Source organism: Klebsiella sp. 10982, from assembly GCF_048589245.1.
Taxonomy (GTDB): Bacteria; Pseudomonadota; Gammaproteobacteria; order Enterobacterales; family Enterobacteriaceae; genus Klebsiella; species Klebsiella quasivariicola.
Map to the genome: position 1 here is coordinate 14,977 of NZ_JBMAXV010000040.1, position 16,646 is coordinate 31,622.

Sequence of the window (16,646 nt, forward strand, 5' to 3'; positions counted from 1 at the left end):
ATGCCCTTGCAAATATAAGGTTGCTTATTACTCAAGGAAAAAGCATGGCACATAAAATAAAAGCGCTGGCGGTCTCGATCGGCGCAACACTGGCACTCGCTTCATTTGCTTCTCACGCCGAAATCACGCTGTTGAAACAAGACCCGCAGGCAGGGGACCCGCTAAGTCGCCTAAACTTTACCGTTGGCGGCAGTATTCGTCCGCAGTTCAATATGATGACCGGCGATGGCGATAAAGGTTCCTACAAACGTAACGGTTTCGACGGCGGCACCCGTTTCCGCTTCGCAGCAGATTACTATCTGTTTGATGATATTAGCTGGATAAGCTACTACGAACTGGGCGTGAATATTCCGGCGCTGTTCGACTGGGATAATCACTATGCGGAAGGCGCGAATAATACCAGCCGTCGTATGCTGTATACCGGCCTGAAGAGCGATACCTGGGGGACATTAACCTACGGTAAGCAGAACAGTATTTATTACGATGTGGTCGGCGCGAAAACCGATATCTGGGACTACGATATGATTGCCCAGGCACCGGGCAACGGGATTAACGGCGATTATGATGGTTCTTATCGTTCGCGCGCGATGCTGAAATATAAGAAAACCGTCGGCGATGTTGATCTCTACGGTTCTTACCTGTTCGAAGACAGCGAATATTTGCCGGGTAATGGCCTGCGCTATAAGCGTAAAGGCGGCGGCTCGATTGGTGCGGATTACCACATCATGAAGGATCTGACCTGGGGTACCGCGTGGAACTACACTCGCGCCGAAATGCGCGACCCGTCAAGCGCCGACAGCAAAACCTATGACCAGAATATCGTGGGTACCGCGCTGAGCTGGACGCCGGATAACTGGACCTTCTCCTTCGGCGGCGGCTGGTATCAGAACTTCCTCACCACCAAGAAAACCGATGTGCATAATTACTTTGCCGGTGATGCCTGGGGGATTGAATATTTTGCGGGCTATAAATTCCCGATCAACCAATACGCTGTTAAATCTATTCAGCCGTACTTTATGGGCGACCGCCTGGAATACGTGAATGGCCGCAACTACCAGCGTATCGATAACGGTCTGGGGATTAGCTTCCAGCTGGATTACGGCTTCCGCGTTGACTATGAACACGTGTTTACCTCCAGCACCGACAACCTGGGCGATATGAACCTGGTGCGTCTGCGCTACGACTTCTAAGCGGTCATAACTCCCCGGTCGCGCTGCGCTTACCGGGGCTACAAATCGCGCCGACCGTTGGCCCGGCTAAGGCGTTTACGCCGCAAGCCGGGACAATAGCGCATGCGATTACTGCGCCAGCCAGGCGGCAACCTCCTGCCAGCTACCGCGAAACAGGATCTTGCCGGCTTTTTTCCCTAGCTGATAGCGATACATCGGGTCGTAGTATTCTTCCAGCAGCGGCACCAGCCAGGCGAAGTGCGCCTCGGTGCTGGCGGTACGCTGCTGCACCACCAGCGCCTCATCGAGGCGTTCAGTCAACTGGGCAAAACGCTGCAACCCCAGGCGGCGGCGAATAGCAAACAGGCCGTGATGCAGATACTCAGCATACGTCAGCCAGCCTTCCTCTTCGCCATACGCGGCGATAAAGTCGCGATACATGCGATCGAAATACTCTTCACGTAACCGTTCGAGGCGAACCTCAAACGGATCCTCCACCACCGCCAGCGGTGACTGCGCCATGCGGATACGCAGGCATTCCGGCAGATGATTGGCGCCGATCATATGGCCTTCATCCTCCAGCACCCAGCGAGTCTGCTGTTCGGCTTTTTTGAGCAGGCTGACCGCCAGATGGTTTTCAAAGGTGGCCTGCGGGTGCTGCGGCTGCAGCGTGCGGCCAAACGAAGAGCCGCGGTGGTGGGCGTGACCTTCCAGATCGATACCGTCCGGGCGCGAGCAGACCAGCTGAGTTTTGCCATTACCGGTACAGCCGCCAATCAGCACGATCGGGCGCTGCACCAGTTCGTCGGTGGCCTGGATCGCTGCCTGGCGTAGCGCTTTATAGCCGCCGACGATCAGGGGGTAATCCACGCCAGCTTCTTTCAGCCACTGCTGGACGATATGCGAGCGCTGGCCGCCGCGGGCGCAGCACAGATAACCGTGCGGGTAACGGGCGCATGCTTCCAGCCACGCCTGAGTACGGCTGGCGCGCAGGTCACCCTGGACCAGCGAATGGCCGAGCGCCAGCGCCGCTTCCGGCCCCTGACGCTTATAGCAGGTGCCGACCGCGGCGCGTTCTTCATCATTCATCAGCGGCAGGTTGATCGCCGCCGGCATCGCGCTTTGGCTAAATTCCACCGGGGCGCGTACGTCAATCAGTGGCGTATCGCTGGCGAGGATCTGCAGAATATTTTTTAGTACTGATTCCATCATTTAAACCGTTAGGCAATCCAGACGCGTCGCTCGACGCGATAATTCTCCTATTGTACGCGGTGAGCGCCCGGGAGGATTGATTTTTCACGGTGTATTGCTGAATAGCGTCAGGAACCCCGTTATTTCCGGCGCAGAATGGCTGAACAGGGAGGCGATATCCTGCACCGCTTTACCATGATGATCTTTGCGCCAGGCGAGACTCAATGGCGAAGGGGGGCGCATGGTCGGAATGTGTCGGGCGATCAGCTTGCCCTGAGCGATAAGCGGCAGGCACAGCGGTTCCGGTAAAAAGCCGATGCCGACGCCGGCGAGATGGGTGGCAACTTTGGTTTCGATATCGGGAACCACTATCTCTTTTTGCCCGGGCAGACGCCAGGCGACGCGCTTCGTCAGCCGTCGGGCGCTGTCCTCAATATTCACCGCCGGATAGCGCCGCAATTGCGCCTCTGATAGCGGGTCGGGTTGCTGGCTTAGCGGGTGATGCGGCGACATCACGAAGAGCCAGGTCACCTCACCCAGTGGGTAGACGGCCATGTTTTCCGCTAACGGTTCGGTGCCGGTCACGCCAATCGCCAGGGAGAAGTCGTCATGTAGCAGCGTATCCCAGACGCCCATATAGATTTGTCGTGAAAAATGAAATTGCGTAAAAGGATAGCGCTGGGTGAGCCAGGCCAGCAGCCGGGCAATGGCCTGCGGGTCGTACATCAGGTTATTCACCACAATATTGACCTGGCGCTCTACCCCGTCGTTTATCTGCTGAAGCTCACCGGGCATACTATCAATCCACCCCAGCCACTCTCTGGCTTGCGCCAGCAGGTGCATCCCGGCCGGCGTCAACAGTACGCTGCGCGTTGTGCGGGAAAAGAGTGCGACACCGGTGTTGTCCTCCAGTAATTTGATGCGATAGCTGATGGTGGCGGTTGTTTTATAAAGTTTTTCCGCTGCTCTTGAGAAGCTGCCGGTCTCAGCGACGCTGACAAAGGTGCGTAATGTTTCGGGATCGAGCATCGCCATATTCCTCGTTATTTAATAATTCACCCATGATTTTTAAGTATTTTTTCATAATAACCTTTTCAATAATGTGGGTTAAATCAGATTTTGGAAAATTATTCCAATTTATAGTGTTGTCACGCTTAGATGGCTGTTGATTGTGCAGCTTCTCTACCCCCTTCAACGTTGGGAAGGGGAACGGTTTTAAATGAATAAGGAACAGCTCATGAAGCTTGAAGTATTGCCCCTGACGCGAGATGCATTCCGCCCGTATGGGGATGTTATCGAAACGGAAGGACAGGATTTTTTTCACATCAATGATGGAAAAGTACAGCGTTTTCACGATCTGGCGATGGTGGAGACGTTACAGCAGGATCGTACGCTCATCAGCATTAATCGTGCGCAACCCGCCGCGCTGCCGATTATTGTCACCGAACTGGAGCGCCATCCGCTGGGTACCCAGGCGTTTGTGCCGATGCGGGGAGAGGCCTTTGTCGTGGTGGTCGCGGCAGGCGGCGATGAGCCGGACATGAATACGCTGCGTGCGTTTATCTCAAATGGCCGTCAGGGGGTGAATTACCACCGTAATGTCTGGCACCATCCGCTGTTTGCCTGGCAGACGGAAACCGATTTTTTAACCGTCGATCGCGGCGGAAAAGACAACTGCGATGTCGTAAAGATCCCGACCGTGGAGCTGAGCTTTGCGTGAGGTTACACGTGACGCTGTCGATTATCTTGCATAACATGTGGGCGCTTACACACTATTTATGCTCAGGTTTTGAGCCGGAGATAATCGAGGTATGACAGAAGTGAGAAGGCGTGGAAGGCCTGGCCAGCAGGAGCCTTCCGCGCAAAAAGGCGCACAGGCGCTGGAGAGAGGGATCGCGATATTGCAATACCTGGAAAAGAGCGGCGGCAGCTCGTCGGTTAGCGATATTTCCCTGAATCTGGACTTACCGTTATCGACCACCTTTCGCCTGCTAAAAGTGCTGGAAGGCGCGGATTTTGTCTATCAGGACAGCCAGTTAGGTTGGTGGCATATCGGTCTTGGCGCGTTCAATATCGGCTCGGCCTACATCCATAACCGGGACGTTTTATCCGTCGGCGGGCCCTTTATGCGGCGGCTGATGCTGATGTCGGGGGAGACAGTCAACGTGGCGATTCGCAACGGCAACGAAGCGGTGCTGATTGGTCAGCAGGAGTGTAAGTCGATGGTGCGAATGTGCGCGCCGCTCGGCAGTCGACTCCCGCTCCATGCTTCAGGCGCCGGGAAAGCGCTGTTGTATCCGCTCCCTGCGGAAGAGCTGGTGGATGTGATTGTGAAGACCGGCCTGCAGCGGTTTACGCCGACGACGATTGTGGATTTGCCGGTCCTGCAGCGAAATCTGGATGAGGCGCGAGCCTGCGGCTACAGCATTGACCAGGAGGAGCATGTGACAGGATTAAACTGTATTGCTTCAGCGGTTTACGATGATGTGGGCTCCGTGGTAGCGGCCATTTCGATTTCCGGACCTGCGTCCAGGCTAACCCCGGACCGTTTTGTCAGCCAGGGTGAGCTGGTAAGGGAGACGGCAAGGAATATCAGTACCGCGCTGGGCCTTAAACCCCAGGCCGACTGATCGCCGATCCAACCCGCTCACTTGAGCGGGACTTTTTTGATTATGTTTATATTTGGAAAAATTTTCCAATAAAGTGAGGTTGTAAAAATGGCAAAAATGAGAGCCGTTGACGCGGCAATGTATGTTCTGGAAAAAGAAGGGGTTAACACGGCATTTGGCGTGCCTGGCGCGGCTATTAACCCGTTCTATTCTGCGATGCGTAAGCACGGCGGGATCCGCCATATTCTTGCCCGCCATGTTGAAGGCGCGTCTCATATGGCTGAAGGCTATACCCGCGCGACTGCCGGTAATATTGGTGTCTGTTTGGGGACCTCCGGTCCGGCGGGTACGGATATGATCACCGCCCTGTACTCTGCCTCCGCGGACTCGATTCCGATTCTGTGCATCACCGGCCAGGCGCCGCGCGCGCGCCTGCATAAAGAGGATTTTCAGGCGGTGGATATTGAATCTATTGCTAAACCAGTTACCAAGATGGCGGTGACTGTCCGAGAGGCGGCGCTAGTTCCGGGCGTGCTGCAGCAGGCTTTCCATCTGATGCGCTCCGGTAGACCGGGACCGGTGCTCATCGATTTGCCTTATGATGTCCAGGTGGCAGAAATCGAATTCGACCCTGAGCTTTACTCGCCGCTGCCGGCTTATAAACCGATCGCCACGCGTCCGCAAATTGAAAAGGCACTGGCGCTGTTAGTCCAGGCTGAACGTCCGGTGATTGTTGCCGGTGGCGGGGTGATTAACGCCGATGCCGCCGCGCTGCTGCAACAATTTGCGGAAATCACCCATGTCCCGGTGATCCCGACCCTGATGGGCTGGGGCTGTATACCGGACGACCACGAACTGATGGCCGGAATGGTCGGCTTACAAACCGCGCATCGCTACGGCAACGCCACGTTGTTGGCCTCAGATCTGGTGTTCGGGATTGGCAACCGCTTTGCGAATCGTCATACCGGCTCGGTTGAGAAGTACACAGCAGGCCGCAAAATTATTCATATCGACATTGAACCGACGCAGATTGGCCGTGTACTGTGCCCGGACTTAGGCATTGTCTCCGATGCCAAAGCGGCGTTAATTCAGCTGGTAGACATTGCGCAGCAAATGCAAAAAGAGGGTCGCCTGCCGCGTCGCGAGAGCTGGGTTAGCGAGTGCCAGGCGCGCAAGCGTACGCTGCTGCGTAAAACCCACTTCGATAACGTGCCGGTCAAACCGCAGCGTGTCTATGAAGAGATGAATAAAGCGTTTGGCCGGGACGTATGCTATGTCACCACCATTGGCCTGTCGCAAATCGCCGCCGCGCAGATGCTGCATGTGTTTAAAGACCGCCACTGGATCAACTGCGGTCAGGCGGGGCCGCTGGGCTGGACGCTTCCCGCTGCGTTGGGCGTTTGCGCTGCCGATCCTGAGCGCAACGTGGTCGCGATTTCCGGCGACTTCGACTTCCAGTTTCTGATTGAAGAGCTGGCGGTAGGCGCCCAGTTCAATATTCCCTATATCCATGTCCTGGTGAACAACGCCTATCTCGGCTTGATCCGCCAGTCGCAACGCGCCTTTGACATGGACTACTGCGTTCAGCTGGCGTTTGAAAATATTAACTCCAGCGAAGTAAACGGCTACGGCGTCGATCATGTGAAGGTCGCGGAGGGACTCGGTTGTAAAGCAATTCGCGTCTTCAAGCCTGAGGATATTGCCCCCGCGTTTGAGCAGGCCAAAGCATGGATAAAAGCCTATCGCGTGCCGGTCGTTGTGGAAGTGATCCTCGAGCGCGTAACCAATATCTCCATGGGCAGCGAACTGGATAATGTCATGGAGTTCGAAGACGTTGCCGATAGCGCCATTGACGCACCAACCGAAACTTGTTTCATGAAATATGAATAAATGAGGTGACATTATGTTGCGCTTTTCTGCCAACCTTTCCATGTTATTTCAGGAATATGATTTTCTGGATCGCTTTGAGAAAGCGGCGGCCTGTGGTTTTCGCGCTGTTGAATTTATGTTTCCCTATGACTATGCCCCCGAGCTATTAAAGCAAAAGCTGAGCGACAACCAGCTGGAACATACTTTACACAATTTACCCGCTGGTGACTGGGCGGCAGGGGAACGCGGCATCGCCTGTATTCCAGGCCGCGAAGTGGAGTTTCGCGAAGGTGTCGACGCCGCAATCCGCTACGCCAAAGCGCTGGGCAATCGTAAAATTAACTGTCTGGTCGGCAAAACTCCGGTGGGTTATCGCGAAGAACATATTCGCTCAACGCTGGTGGCGAATTTACGTTTTGCCGCCGCCGCGCTGGCCCAGGAAGGTATTCTACTGCTAATTGAGCCAATCAATTACTTCGACATGCCGGGCTTTTATCTGAATACCACGCATCAGGCGTTGGCGCTGATTGATGAAGTGGGTAATGATAATCTGAAAATTCAGTACGATATTTACCATATGCAACGTATGGAGGGGGAATTAACCCATACGATGCAAACATATGCTAATCGTATTGGTCACTTACAGATCGCCGATAATCCGAATCGCGGCGAACCCGGGACCGGTGAAATTAATTATGAGTATCTTTTTAATTTCATCGATAAATCAAACTATGACGGTTGGGTAGGTTGTGAATATAAACCATTGACCACCACCGAAGCGGGACTGACTTGGTTTAATCGCTACCGCTAATTTTAAATTTATCGTTGGGCAGTATTTATTATTCCAGACTCAGGGGATTTATTTCCTGACAACAGGAAGGGATAGCTATTGCCCAGATAAATCGAAATACACATCGTGAGAGGACACTTATGAAGCTGGGATTTATTGGTTTGGGGATTATGGGCACCCCGATGGCGCTCCGTCTTGCTAAAGCAGGGCACGCACTGCACGTTACCACCATTGGGCCTGTTGCTGATGAATTACTCAAGCACGGGGCACAACATCTGGCCTGCGCGGAACAGGTGGCGGAGCAGTCAGACATTATTTTTATTATGGTACCCGATACCCCGCAGGTTGCCGAGGTGCTGTTTGGCGAACATGGTTGTGCTAAAGCGGCGCTGAAGGGCAAAATTATCGTGGATATGAGCTCTATCTCACCGATAGAAACCAAACGTTTTGCGCAGCAGGTGCGGGATCTGGGCGCCGATTACCTTGATGCCCCGGTCTCCGGCGGCGAAATTGGCGCACGTGAAGGCACCCTCTCCATTATGGTTGGCGGCGATGAAAACATCTTTGCCCGCGTAAAACCGCTGTTTGAGATTTTGGGTAAAAATATCACCCTCGTCGGAGGAAACGGCGACGGTCAGACCTGTAAAGTCGCCAATCAGATTATCGTCGCGCTGAATATTGAAGCGGTGTCCGAAGCGCTGGTTTTTGCCTCTAAAGCCGGGGCGGACCCCGCTCGCGTTCGTCAGGCGTTGATGGGCGGTTTCGCTTCCTCACGTATTCTGGAAGTGCATGGTGAAAGAATGCTTAACCGCACCTTTAATCCAGGCTTTAAAATTTCTCTGCACCAGAAGGATCTCAATCTGGCTCTGCAGAGCGCTAAAGCCCTGGCGCTTAATCTGCCGAATACAGCTACCTGTCAGGAGCTATTTAATACCTGTGCCGCGAATGGCGGCAGCGAATTAGATCACTCGTCTCTGATTCAGGCTCTGGAATTAATGGCAAATCATCAAATAGCATAATAAGCGTAAAGCTGCCGAAATCGGCAGCTTTATTTGAACCTCACAGGTGACTTTATGGATACGATCAATAAAAAAGGTGTCGACTATTGGAAACAAATAGTCGTGGTAATGAGTCTGGGCTGGGTGGCAATTTGGATCTATCGTACCGTGTTAACGCCGATTTATCCGGAGATTCAGGCGTCATTGGGTAACGTCAGTAATGCTGAAATTGGCGCGATTGCCAGCTTCTATTTTCTGGCCTACTGCGGCATGCAGATCCCCTGCGGCATTCTGGTGGATAAACTGGGCCAGAAAATTATGCTGATGTGCGGTTTTTCGCTATTTATTATCGGTACCCTGAGTATCGCTAATGCCGGAAATCTGACGCTGATTTATATCGGCTCGCTACTGGCCGGCGCCGGTTGTGCCTCCTTCTTTAGTTCCGCCTATTCGCTCTCCTCGGCCAACGTGCCGCAGGAACGCCGGGCGCTGGCGAATGCCATCATCAACAGCGGCTCTGCCATTGGCATGGGGATTGGCCTGATTGGCTCAAGTATTCTGGTCAAGAGCATGCACATGGCCTGGCAAAATGTGTTGTTTATCGTCGCTGCGATTTTACTGGTGATGCTCTGCGTGTTTACCCTGGTCATTCGCCGCAAACTGAAAGAACCCGCCACGGCGGAAAATAAAACGAGCGCAGCGGCGTCAGCGCCGATTGCGGAAGAGAAATCGGCGCCGCTGTTCTCGCCATTACTGTGCAGCGTGTACTTTCTCTATTTCTGTACCTGCTACGGCTACTATCTGATTGTAACCTGGCTGCCCTCTTATCTTCAGACCGAACGCGGGTTTGACGGTGGGGCGATTGGTTTTGCTTCCGCGCTGGTGGCGGTGGTCGGGGTACCGGGCGCGCTGTTCTTTAGCCATCTCTCGGATAAATTCCGTGACAGTAAAGTCAAAGTTATTCTCGGGCTGGAGATAGTCGCAGCGGCCATGTTGATGTTTACCGTTCTGTCGCCGAATACCACCATGCTGATGATTAGCCTGGTACTGTACGGGCTGCTGGGCAAAATGGCCGTTGATCCGATTCTTATCTCGTTCGTCTCCGAGCAGGCGTCAGCGAAAACGTTAGGCCGCGCCTTCAGCTTATTTAATTTCTTTGGTATGAGTTCTGCGGTAGTTGCACCGACGCTCACCGGCTTTATTTCCGACCTGACCGGATCGAAAGAAATTAGTTTTGTGATGTCTGCCGGATTGGTTGTTACCGGGACGATACTTTTTGCTCTGATCACCTTGCGCAAGAATAAAATACCGTCAAAGACCATCACCGTATAATAAAAATAAATAATAAAAATTGTTGTTCCACATAGCTAAACCTACAAACGTAATCCGATGCGTATTAAGAGGGAATTATGGAACAAACTCAAGACCTATACAAAACCAGGGGCTATAGTGATGATCTATTGCCGAAATCAGACACTCAGCGTAACTGGAAAACATTCAATTATTTCACGTTGTGGATGGGTTCTGTACACAACGTACCAAATTATGTGATGGTGGGTGGTTTTTTTATCCTTGGACTTTCCACTTTTAGCATCATGATGGCGATAATATTAAGTGCCTTTATTATTGCCCTGGTCATGGTGTTTAATGGTGCTGCCGGAAGTAAATATGGCGTACCCTTCGCGATGATATTAAGAGCCTCATATGGAGTACGCGGTGCATTATTGCCCGGACTGCTCAGAGGCGGTATCGCGGCGATTATGTGGTTTGGCTTGCAATGCTACGCCGGATCGCTGGCATTTCTGATCTTATTAGGCAAATTATGGCCTGCGTTTCTGACGCTTGGCGGTGATTTTAAGCTGCTGGGGCTGTCGTTGCCGGGGTTGATCGCCTTTCTGGTGTTCTGGTTGATTAACGTCGGGATTGGCTTTGGTGGCGGAAAAGTGCTGAATAAATTTACCGCAATCCTCAACCCCTGCATCTATATTGTCTTCGGCGGCATGGCTATCTGGGCCATTTCGCTGGTAGGATTCGGCCCGATCCTCGACTACCTGCCTGCCGGGGTGGCAAAAGCGGAACATACCGGTTTCTTGTTCCTGGTGGTGATCAACGCGGTGGTGGCCGTCTGGGCCGCTCCGGCTGTCAGTGCCTCGGATTTCACCCAGAACGCGCGCTCATTTCGCGAGCAGGCTATTGGTCAGACGCTTGGACTCGTGGTGGCCTATATTCTGTTTGCGGTCGCCGGCGTCTGTATTATCGCCGGGGCAAGTATCCACTATGGTATGGATACCTGGAACGTGCTGGATATTGTGCAGAAATGGGACAGCCTGTTTGCCTCGTTCTTTGCGGTGCTGGTGATATTGATGACCACGATCTCCACCAATGCTACCGGTAATATTATACCGGCAGGTTATCAGATCGCGGCGATCGCCCCAGCCAAACTGACCTATAAAAATGGCGTGCTTATCGCCAGTATTATTAGCTTACTGATTTGCCCATGGAAATTAATGGAGAATCAAGACAGTATTTATCTCTTCCTCGATATTATTGGCGGGATGTTGGGGCCGGTTATTGGTGTAATGATGGCTCACTATTTCATCGTTATGCGTGGGCAAATAAATCTTGATGAACTTTATACCGCACCAGGGGATTATAAATATTTTGATAATGGTTTTAATGTTACCGCATTCCTGGTAACCATTGTAGCAGTTATTTTATCTCTCGGTGGGAAGTTTATTCCTTTGCTGGAACCTTTCTCCCGTGTGTCATGGTTTGTCGGTGTTATTGTCGCTTTTGTTGCGTACGCTTTGCTGAAGAAACGGGCGCAACACAATAATCTGACACGGCCAAATACTGTTAGTTAATTTAATTTTAACCAGGAAAGTTTATTTCATGGATGAAGCATTACCGGCCAAAGCCATTGTTATTGCGGCACGCAATGTCGCAGCAGAAGTATGGCGGCTGACCCATCTGTACACATACAAGGAGTTATTATGTCTTTTGATTTAATCATTAAAAACGGCACTGTTATTCTGGAAAACGAATCCCGGGTAGTCGATATCGCGGTGAACGACGGTAAAATCGCTGCTATTGGTGAGCACCTGGGCGAGGCGAAGCAGGTCATGGATGCCACGGGGCTGATCGTTTCGCCGGGCATGGTCGATGCGCATACGCATATCTCTGAACCTGGTCGTACCCACTGGGAAGGTTACGAAACCGGGACTCGCGCGGCGGCAAAAGGCGGCATCACCACGATGATTGAAATGCCGCTGAATCAGCTACCGGCCACCGTTGACCGGCAGACCATTGAGCTGAAATTCGACGCGGCGAAAGGCAAACTGACCATCGATGCCGCGCAGCTTGGCGGCCTGGTCTCTTATAACCTCGACCGACTGCATGAGCTGGATGAAGTGGGAGTGGTGGGATTCAAATGCTTCGTCGCCACCTGCGGTGACCGCGGGATCGATAACGACTTCCGCGACGTCAACGACTGGCAGTTCTTCAAAGGTATACAAAAGCTGGCCGAAATGAAGCAGACCGTGCTGGTGCACTGCGAAAACGCGCTGATCTGCGACGAGTTGGGCGAAGAGGCGAAAAGGGAAGGCCGCGTGACGGCGCATGATTACGTAGCCTCTCGTCCGGTCTTCACCGAAGTGGAAGCCATTCGCCGCGTTCTGTATCTGGCGAAAGTCGCCGGTTGCCGCTTGCATGTGTGTCATGTCAGCAGCCCGGAAGGGGTAGCCGAAGTGACCCGCGCCCGTCAGGAAGGGCAGGATGTGACTTGTGAATCTTGCCCGCACTACTTTGTACTGGATACCGATCAGTTTGCAGAGATCGGTACCTTGGCGAAGTGCTCTCCGCCGATCCGCGATGCGGAAAACCAGAAAGGCATGTGGGAAAAGCTGTTCAACGGAGAAATCGACTGCCTGGTCTCCGACCATTCGCCGTGCCCACCGGAAATGAAGGCTGGCAATATCATGCAGGCCTGGGGCGGGATTGCCGGTCTGCAAAACTGCATGGACGTGATGTTCGATGAAGCGGTGCAGAAACGCGGTATGTCTCTGCCGCAGTTTGCCCGTCTGATGGCGACCAACGCCGCCGATATTTTCGGCCTGAAGCATAAGGGCCGCATTGCCCCGGGTAAAGACGCCGACCTGGTGTTTATTCAGCCGAACAGCAGCTACGTCTTACGGGCAGAAGACCTCGAATATCGCCACAAAGTCAGCCCTTACGTGGGTCGCAAGATTGGCGCTCGGATTGCTAAAACCATTCTGCGCGGCGAGGTGATCTATGACATCGAACAGGGCTTCCCGCGCGAGCCGAAGGGGAAATTTATCCTTAAGCATCAGCAGTAACGGGCGAATAAAAAGTTGGGGATGGTTTGCTCCCTCTCTCTTTGGGAGAGGGCCGGGGTGAGGGCATTGGTGGGTACATTTTCCCTCACCCTATCCCTCTTCCTAAAAGGGGAGAGGGGACCGTTTCTCGCCCCATTCCATATTTAGCGTCTGTTTAACGGCAGGCGCTTTTTCAGGATTTCATCATGGTGGTATTGCCGCTAAATAAACGTAACACCCTGGCGGGGTTTCAATGGTTCTTCTTTATTTTCTGCAACACCGTTGTGGTACCGCCAACATTACAGTCTGCTTTTCAGCTCCCTGCCAGCGCGTTAATTACGCTTACCCAGTACGGGTTTATCACCACTGGATTGGCCTGTCTGGCACAAGCGTTACTGGGACATCGTCGGGCGATTATGGAAGGACCGACGGGCCTGTGGTGGAGCACCATTCTGACGGTCACCGTGGGCGAAGCCGCACGGGGGACGCCGTTCGACAGCATCGCCTCCAGCCTGGCTGTCGGCATATTTTTCTCGGCGGCGCTCACCATCATTATTGGCGTAAGTGGCATTGGCCATCGCCTGGCGAAGCTGTTCAGCCCAACGGTAATGGTCTTTTTCATGCTGCTGCTGGGCGCGCAGCTGACTACCATCTTTTTTAAAGGCATGCTTGGGCTGCCCTTTAGTTCGACGCAGGTTAATCCGGCTATTCAGCTGGCACCATTTTGCCTGGCGCTGTCGGTGATGATTCTGGTGCTGGGAATGATCATTTTTCTCCCGGATGGTATCGCTCGCTACGCCTTACTGATCGGCACTCTGGCGGGCTGGGCTGGCTGGTATCTGCTGTTTCGCATGCCTCCCGCTACGGTAGCCTCAGGCCCCATTCACTGGCAGTGGTTCCCGCTGGGTTACGGCGGCCAGCTACGACCCGGCATCATTTTAACCGCCCTGCTGGCGGGACTGGTTAATATTACCAATACCTATGGCGCCATTCGCAGCACCGATGTTTTTTACCCCCAACAGGGAGCCAGTAATACCCGCTATCGACGCAGCTTTATAATCTCCGGTTTGATAACATTAATAACGGTTCCGCTCAACGTGGTGCCATTTTCCCCCTTTGTTTCGTCGACAGCTTTATTAACTCAAACTGGCGACACCTCGTGCCGGCCATTTATTATCGGCTGTTTGTGCTGTCTGCTGGTTGGATTATTTACGCCGCTGACCCACTTTTTTACCACCCTACCTTTACCGATCAGCAGTGCGGTCATGCTGGTCTCTTACCTGCCGTTGTTATATTCCAGTTTATCTTTCAGTAAGCAAATTACCTTTACCGCGCGAAATATCTATCGGCTGGCTCTGCCGTTATTTGTCGGCATTTTTTTGATGGGGCTACCGCCGGTTTATCTCCAGACGTTGCCTCTGACAATCAGACCACTCTTAGGTAACGGCTTACTAATCGGGGTGCTGCTGGCGGTAGCCATGGAGAATCTCATTCCCTGGGATCGTATTAAGTCATGACATTAAAAGGATGAACAATGAAAATTATTATTGCACCAGACTCGTTCAAAGAAAGCGTCAGCGCCAGTCGCTGCGCTCAGGCGATTAAGGCGGGCTTCGTCTCCATTTTCCCCCAGGCGGAGTGCATCTGCCTGCCGATCGCCGACGGCGGCGAGGGGACGGTTGAGGCAATGGTTGAGGCGACCGACGGCAAAATGGTGATGCTGCCGGCGATGGGACCGCTGGGAGAGGTGGTAGGCGCCTTCTATGGCCTGAGCGGCGACGGGCAAACCGCGTTTATTGAAATGGCAGCAGCCAGCGGGCTGATGTTGGTTCCCGCCGGGAGACGCGATCCCTTGCGGGCCACCAGCTTCGGGACTGGGGAGCTGATTCGCCATGCGCTGGACGCCGGCGTTCGCCATATTATCCTCGGTATTGGCGGCAGCGCCACGGTAGATGGTGGAATGGGCATGGCCCAGGCCCTGGGGGCACGTTTTCTTGACGAGCGCGGCGAGAGCGTAGGATTCGGTGGCGGCGCGCTGGCGCGGCTGGCTAGCATTGACTTACGCGACCTCGACCCGCGCCTGCGCAAATGCCGGATTGATGTGGCCTGCGATGTTGATAATCCACTGCTCGGCGAACGCGGCGCGGCGGCGGTCTTTGGACCGCAAAAAGGAGCCAGCGCTGAGATGGTCGCTGCCCTCGAGCGTGGTTTGCAAAATTACGCACAGGTGCTGCTCACGGCAACGGGTACGGAGGTGACGAAGATTGTCGGCGGCGGCGCGGCGGGCGGTATGGGCGTGGCAGCTTGCGTATTCCTTAACGCGGCGCTGAAGCCGGGCATCGATATCGTGATTGAGGCGATGCAACTGGAGGAGGCGCTGCGCGACGCGAATCTGGTAATTACCGGTGAAGGGCGAATGGATTCGCAAACCGTCGGCGGCAAAGCGCCGATTGGCGTGGCGCGGCTCGCGAAAAAGCATGGCATCCCAGTGATCGGTATCGCTGGCGTTCTGGGGGACGGCGTGGAAGCGGTGCATCAGCATGGCATTGATGCGGTATTCAGCATTCTGCCCGCGCTGGCGCCGCTTGCCGAAGTGCTGGATCGCGGTGAGCAAAATCTGTATGCCTGCGCGCGCAATATTGCCTGTGCTATCAAGCTCGGCCAGAACATTCCCGCCTGAATAAAAAATGCCACGGTTCTCACCGTGGCAAAATCCAACATAGCTAAACAAAAAAGAATGTTATGCGATGGGTAACAAATCCGCCTTTACCGTTGTGTCCGCATTTCACCGGGTGGCGGATGACGCCTTACCCGGCCGACGAAAGCGGCGAGATGTACCCGTAGGAACACGCAAGCAAAGCGCCGCCGGGCAATACCAACGAGCGCAGATTGTTAGCAATCAGATCTCAACGTCACGGTTGCAATCTTTCGAGTAGATATAGCTGAACGCCTCGCGCCCAACGCCGTATCCCGCCTGTAGGGAATAAGCGCCCATAAAGATATAGTCGCCTTTCTTCACCGGAACCCAGTTGTTATCGAGGTTATACACGCCCTGGCCGGAAAGAATATAGGCGCCGTGCTCCTGCACATGAGTTTCGATATAGCCGTGGCTGGCGCCCGGCTCGAAAGAGAGGATATGCATATTCATATCGAAGCCCAGCTCTTTTGGCAGGAAGTCGATCAGAATAACGTCTTCCATTCCTTCATAATGAATACGCTCCAGCTGGCTGACGTTGCCGGTGACCAGATAAGGCGCATGGCCCTCTGTCGGAATATAGCGGCGCTTATAGAGAAATAGCTGACTGTCGGCTGAATGGCTATTACTGAACGTCATCCGTTCACCCGGTGGGCAGTAAAGATAGCCGCCTTCGGTCAGCGCAAAGGTTTTACCCTGCGCCCCGGCGGTGATTTCCCCCTTTATGACATACAGGAAGGTTTCAATGCCTTCGCCGCCAAACCCGCTTTGATTGCCGCCGTTTTCATGCAGCGTCACCAGATAATCAACGAAGGATGCGCCTAATTTCGGCGTCGACAGAATAGTCACATCACAGTTAGCAAAACCCGGAATAATATTTTTGACCAGACCGTCCGGCGTCAGCAGGGCATAATTACCGTGGCGCACGATGGAACGGCTGGCCAGTAAATCATCGCGATAACCCACGACATTATTTAAATATCCCATTATC

Annotated in this window: 14 protein-coding genes; 11 read left to right on the forward strand and 3 right to left on the reverse strand. The window is 53.6% G+C overall.

Annotated elements, in window-relative coordinates; all coding sequences use genetic code 11:
- Positions 1–44 precede the first annotated feature (44 nt).
- On the forward strand, positions 45–1,190 hold the full coding sequence (locus ACKLKD_RS22605) for a porin (RefSeq protein ID WP_025714049.1): 1,146 nt from the start codon (positions 45–47) through the stop codon (positions 1,188–1,190).
- Positions 1,191–1,298: 108 nt separating this feature from the next.
- Here the strand turns inward: ACKLKD_RS22605 and mnmH are convergent, their stop codons facing one another.
- Together mnmH and allS are read right to left on the reverse strand one after the other, a co-directional pair.
- On the reverse strand, positions 1,299–2,378 hold the full coding sequence (gene mnmH, locus ACKLKD_RS22610) for a tRNA 2-selenouridine(34) synthase MnmH (protein WP_080897031.1): 1,080 nt from the start codon (positions 2,376–2,378) through the stop codon (positions 1,299–1,301).
- Between the two features lie 87 nt (positions 2,379–2,465).
- Positions 2,466–3,389, reverse strand: a complete 924-nt coding sequence (gene allS / locus ACKLKD_RS22615; protein WP_025714051.1) for an HTH-type transcriptional activator AllS — start codon at positions 3,387–3,389, stop codon at positions 2,466–2,468.
- Positions 3,390–3,597: 208 nt separating this feature from the next.
- On the opposite strand from allS, the gene allA reads away from it, so the two are divergent.
- The 10 genes from allA (at position 3,598) to glxK (ending at position 15,640) form a co-directional block, all read left to right on the forward strand.
- A complete protein-coding gene (gene allA, locus ACKLKD_RS22620) occupies positions 3,598–4,080 on the forward strand; it encodes an ureidoglycolate lyase (RefSeq protein ID WP_025714052.1) in 483 nt (160 codons plus the stop codon).
- 91 nt (positions 4,081–4,171) lie between these two features.
- A complete protein-coding gene (gene allR, locus ACKLKD_RS22625) occupies positions 4,172–4,990 on the forward strand; it encodes an HTH-type transcriptional repressor AllR (RefSeq protein WP_012737529.1) in 819 nt (272 codons plus the stop codon).
- Between the two features lie 87 nt (positions 4,991–5,077).
- The gene (gene gcl, locus ACKLKD_RS22630; RefSeq protein WP_025714053.1) at positions 5,078–6,859 is read left to right on the forward strand and encodes a glyoxylate carboligase; all 1,782 of its coding nucleotides are present in this window, start codon (positions 5,078–5,080) and stop codon (positions 6,857–6,859) included.
- Between the two features lie 13 nt (positions 6,860–6,872).
- Complete coding sequence (hyi, locus tag ACKLKD_RS22635) at positions 6,873–7,649, forward strand: hydroxypyruvate isomerase (protein ID WP_012737531.1); 777 nt, start codon at positions 6,873–6,875, stop codon at positions 7,647–7,649.
- A gap of 119 nt (positions 7,650–7,768) precedes the next feature.
- The gene (gene glxR, locus ACKLKD_RS22640) at positions 7,769–8,647 is read left to right on the forward strand and encodes a 2-hydroxy-3-oxopropionate reductase (RefSeq protein WP_025714214.1); all 879 of its coding nucleotides are present in this window, start codon (positions 7,769–7,771) and stop codon (positions 8,645–8,647) included.
- 54 nt (positions 8,648–8,701) lie between these two features.
- On the forward strand, positions 8,702–9,958 hold the full coding sequence (locus tag ACKLKD_RS22645) for an MFS transporter (protein ID WP_025714215.1): 1,257 nt from the start codon (positions 8,702–8,704) through the stop codon (positions 9,956–9,958).
- Positions 9,959–10,035: 77 nt separating this feature from the next.
- A complete protein-coding gene (locus tag ACKLKD_RS22650; RefSeq protein ID WP_080896986.1) occupies positions 10,036–11,490 on the forward strand; it encodes an allantoin transporter in 1,455 nt (484 codons plus the stop codon).
- Between the two features lie 129 nt (positions 11,491–11,619).
- Positions 11,620–12,981 carry an allantoinase AllB gene (gene allB, locus ACKLKD_RS22655; RefSeq protein ID WP_012737535.1) on the forward strand — a complete coding sequence of 454 codons (1,362 nt, stop codon included), beginning with the start codon at positions 11,620–11,622 and terminating at the stop codon, positions 12,979–12,981.
- Between the two features lie 185 nt (positions 12,982–13,166).
- Positions 13,167–14,477 carry a uracil/xanthine transporter gene (locus tag ACKLKD_RS22660; protein WP_025714218.1) on the forward strand — a complete coding sequence of 437 codons (1,311 nt, stop codon included), beginning with the start codon at positions 13,167–13,169 and terminating at the stop codon, positions 14,475–14,477.
- Positions 14,478–14,494: 17 nt separating this feature from the next.
- Positions 14,495–15,640: a glycerate 3-kinase gene (glxK, locus tag ACKLKD_RS22665; RefSeq protein ID WP_025714220.1), complete on the forward strand. Its 1,146-nt coding sequence runs from the start codon at positions 14,495–14,497 to the stop codon at positions 15,638–15,640.
- Positions 15,641–15,859: 219 nt separating this feature from the next.
- On the opposite strand, the gene allE is transcribed toward glxK, so the two are convergent.
- A complete protein-coding gene (allE, locus tag ACKLKD_RS22670) occupies positions 15,860–16,642 on the reverse strand; it encodes a (S)-ureidoglycine aminohydrolase (RefSeq protein ID WP_025714221.1) in 783 nt (260 codons plus the stop codon).
- Positions 16,643–16,646 lie beyond the last annotated feature (4 nt).

What these genes read in the sequence shown, in the direction of transcription:
- ACKLKD_RS22605 (WP_025714049.1), top strand. Translation starts at nt 45, where the DNA reads ATGGCACATAAAATAAAAGCGCTGGCGGTCTCGATCGGCGCAACACTG.
- mnmH (WP_080897031.1), bottom strand. Translation starts at nt 2,378, where the DNA reads ATGGAATCAGTACTAAAAAATATTCTGCAGATCCTCGCCAGCGATACG.
- allS (WP_025714051.1), bottom strand. Translation starts at nt 3,389, where the DNA reads ATGCTCGATCCCGAAACATTACGCACCTTTGTCAGCGTCGCTGAGACC.
- allA (WP_025714052.1), top strand. Translation starts at nt 3,598, where the DNA reads ATGAAGCTTGAAGTATTGCCCCTGACGCGAGATGCATTCCGCCCGTAT.
- allR (WP_012737529.1), top strand. Translation starts at nt 4,172, where the DNA reads ATGACAGAAGTGAGAAGGCGTGGAAGGCCTGGCCAGCAGGAGCCTTCC.
- gcl (WP_025714053.1), top strand. Translation starts at nt 5,078, where the DNA reads ATGGCAAAAATGAGAGCCGTTGACGCGGCAATGTATGTTCTGGAAAAA.
- hyi (WP_012737531.1), top strand. Translation starts at nt 6,873, where the DNA reads ATGTTGCGCTTTTCTGCCAACCTTTCCATGTTATTTCAGGAATATGAT.
- glxR (WP_025714214.1), top strand. Translation starts at nt 7,769, where the DNA reads ATGAAGCTGGGATTTATTGGTTTGGGGATTATGGGCACCCCGATGGCG.
- ACKLKD_RS22645 (WP_025714215.1), top strand. Translation starts at nt 8,702, where the DNA reads ATGGATACGATCAATAAAAAAGGTGTCGACTATTGGAAACAAATAGTC.
- ACKLKD_RS22650 (WP_080896986.1), top strand. Translation starts at nt 10,036, where the DNA reads ATGGAACAAACTCAAGACCTATACAAAACCAGGGGCTATAGTGATGAT.
- allB (WP_012737535.1), top strand. Translation starts at nt 11,620, where the DNA reads ATGTCTTTTGATTTAATCATTAAAAACGGCACTGTTATTCTGGAAAAC.
- ACKLKD_RS22660 (WP_025714218.1), top strand. Translation starts at nt 13,167, where the DNA reads ATGGTGGTATTGCCGCTAAATAAACGTAACACCCTGGCGGGGTTTCAA.
- glxK (WP_025714220.1), top strand. Translation starts at nt 14,495, where the DNA reads ATGAAAATTATTATTGCACCAGACTCGTTCAAAGAAAGCGTCAGCGCC.
- allE (WP_025714221.1), bottom strand. Translation starts at nt 16,642, where the DNA reads ATGGGATATTTAAATAATGTCGTGGGTTATCGCGATGATTTACTGGCC.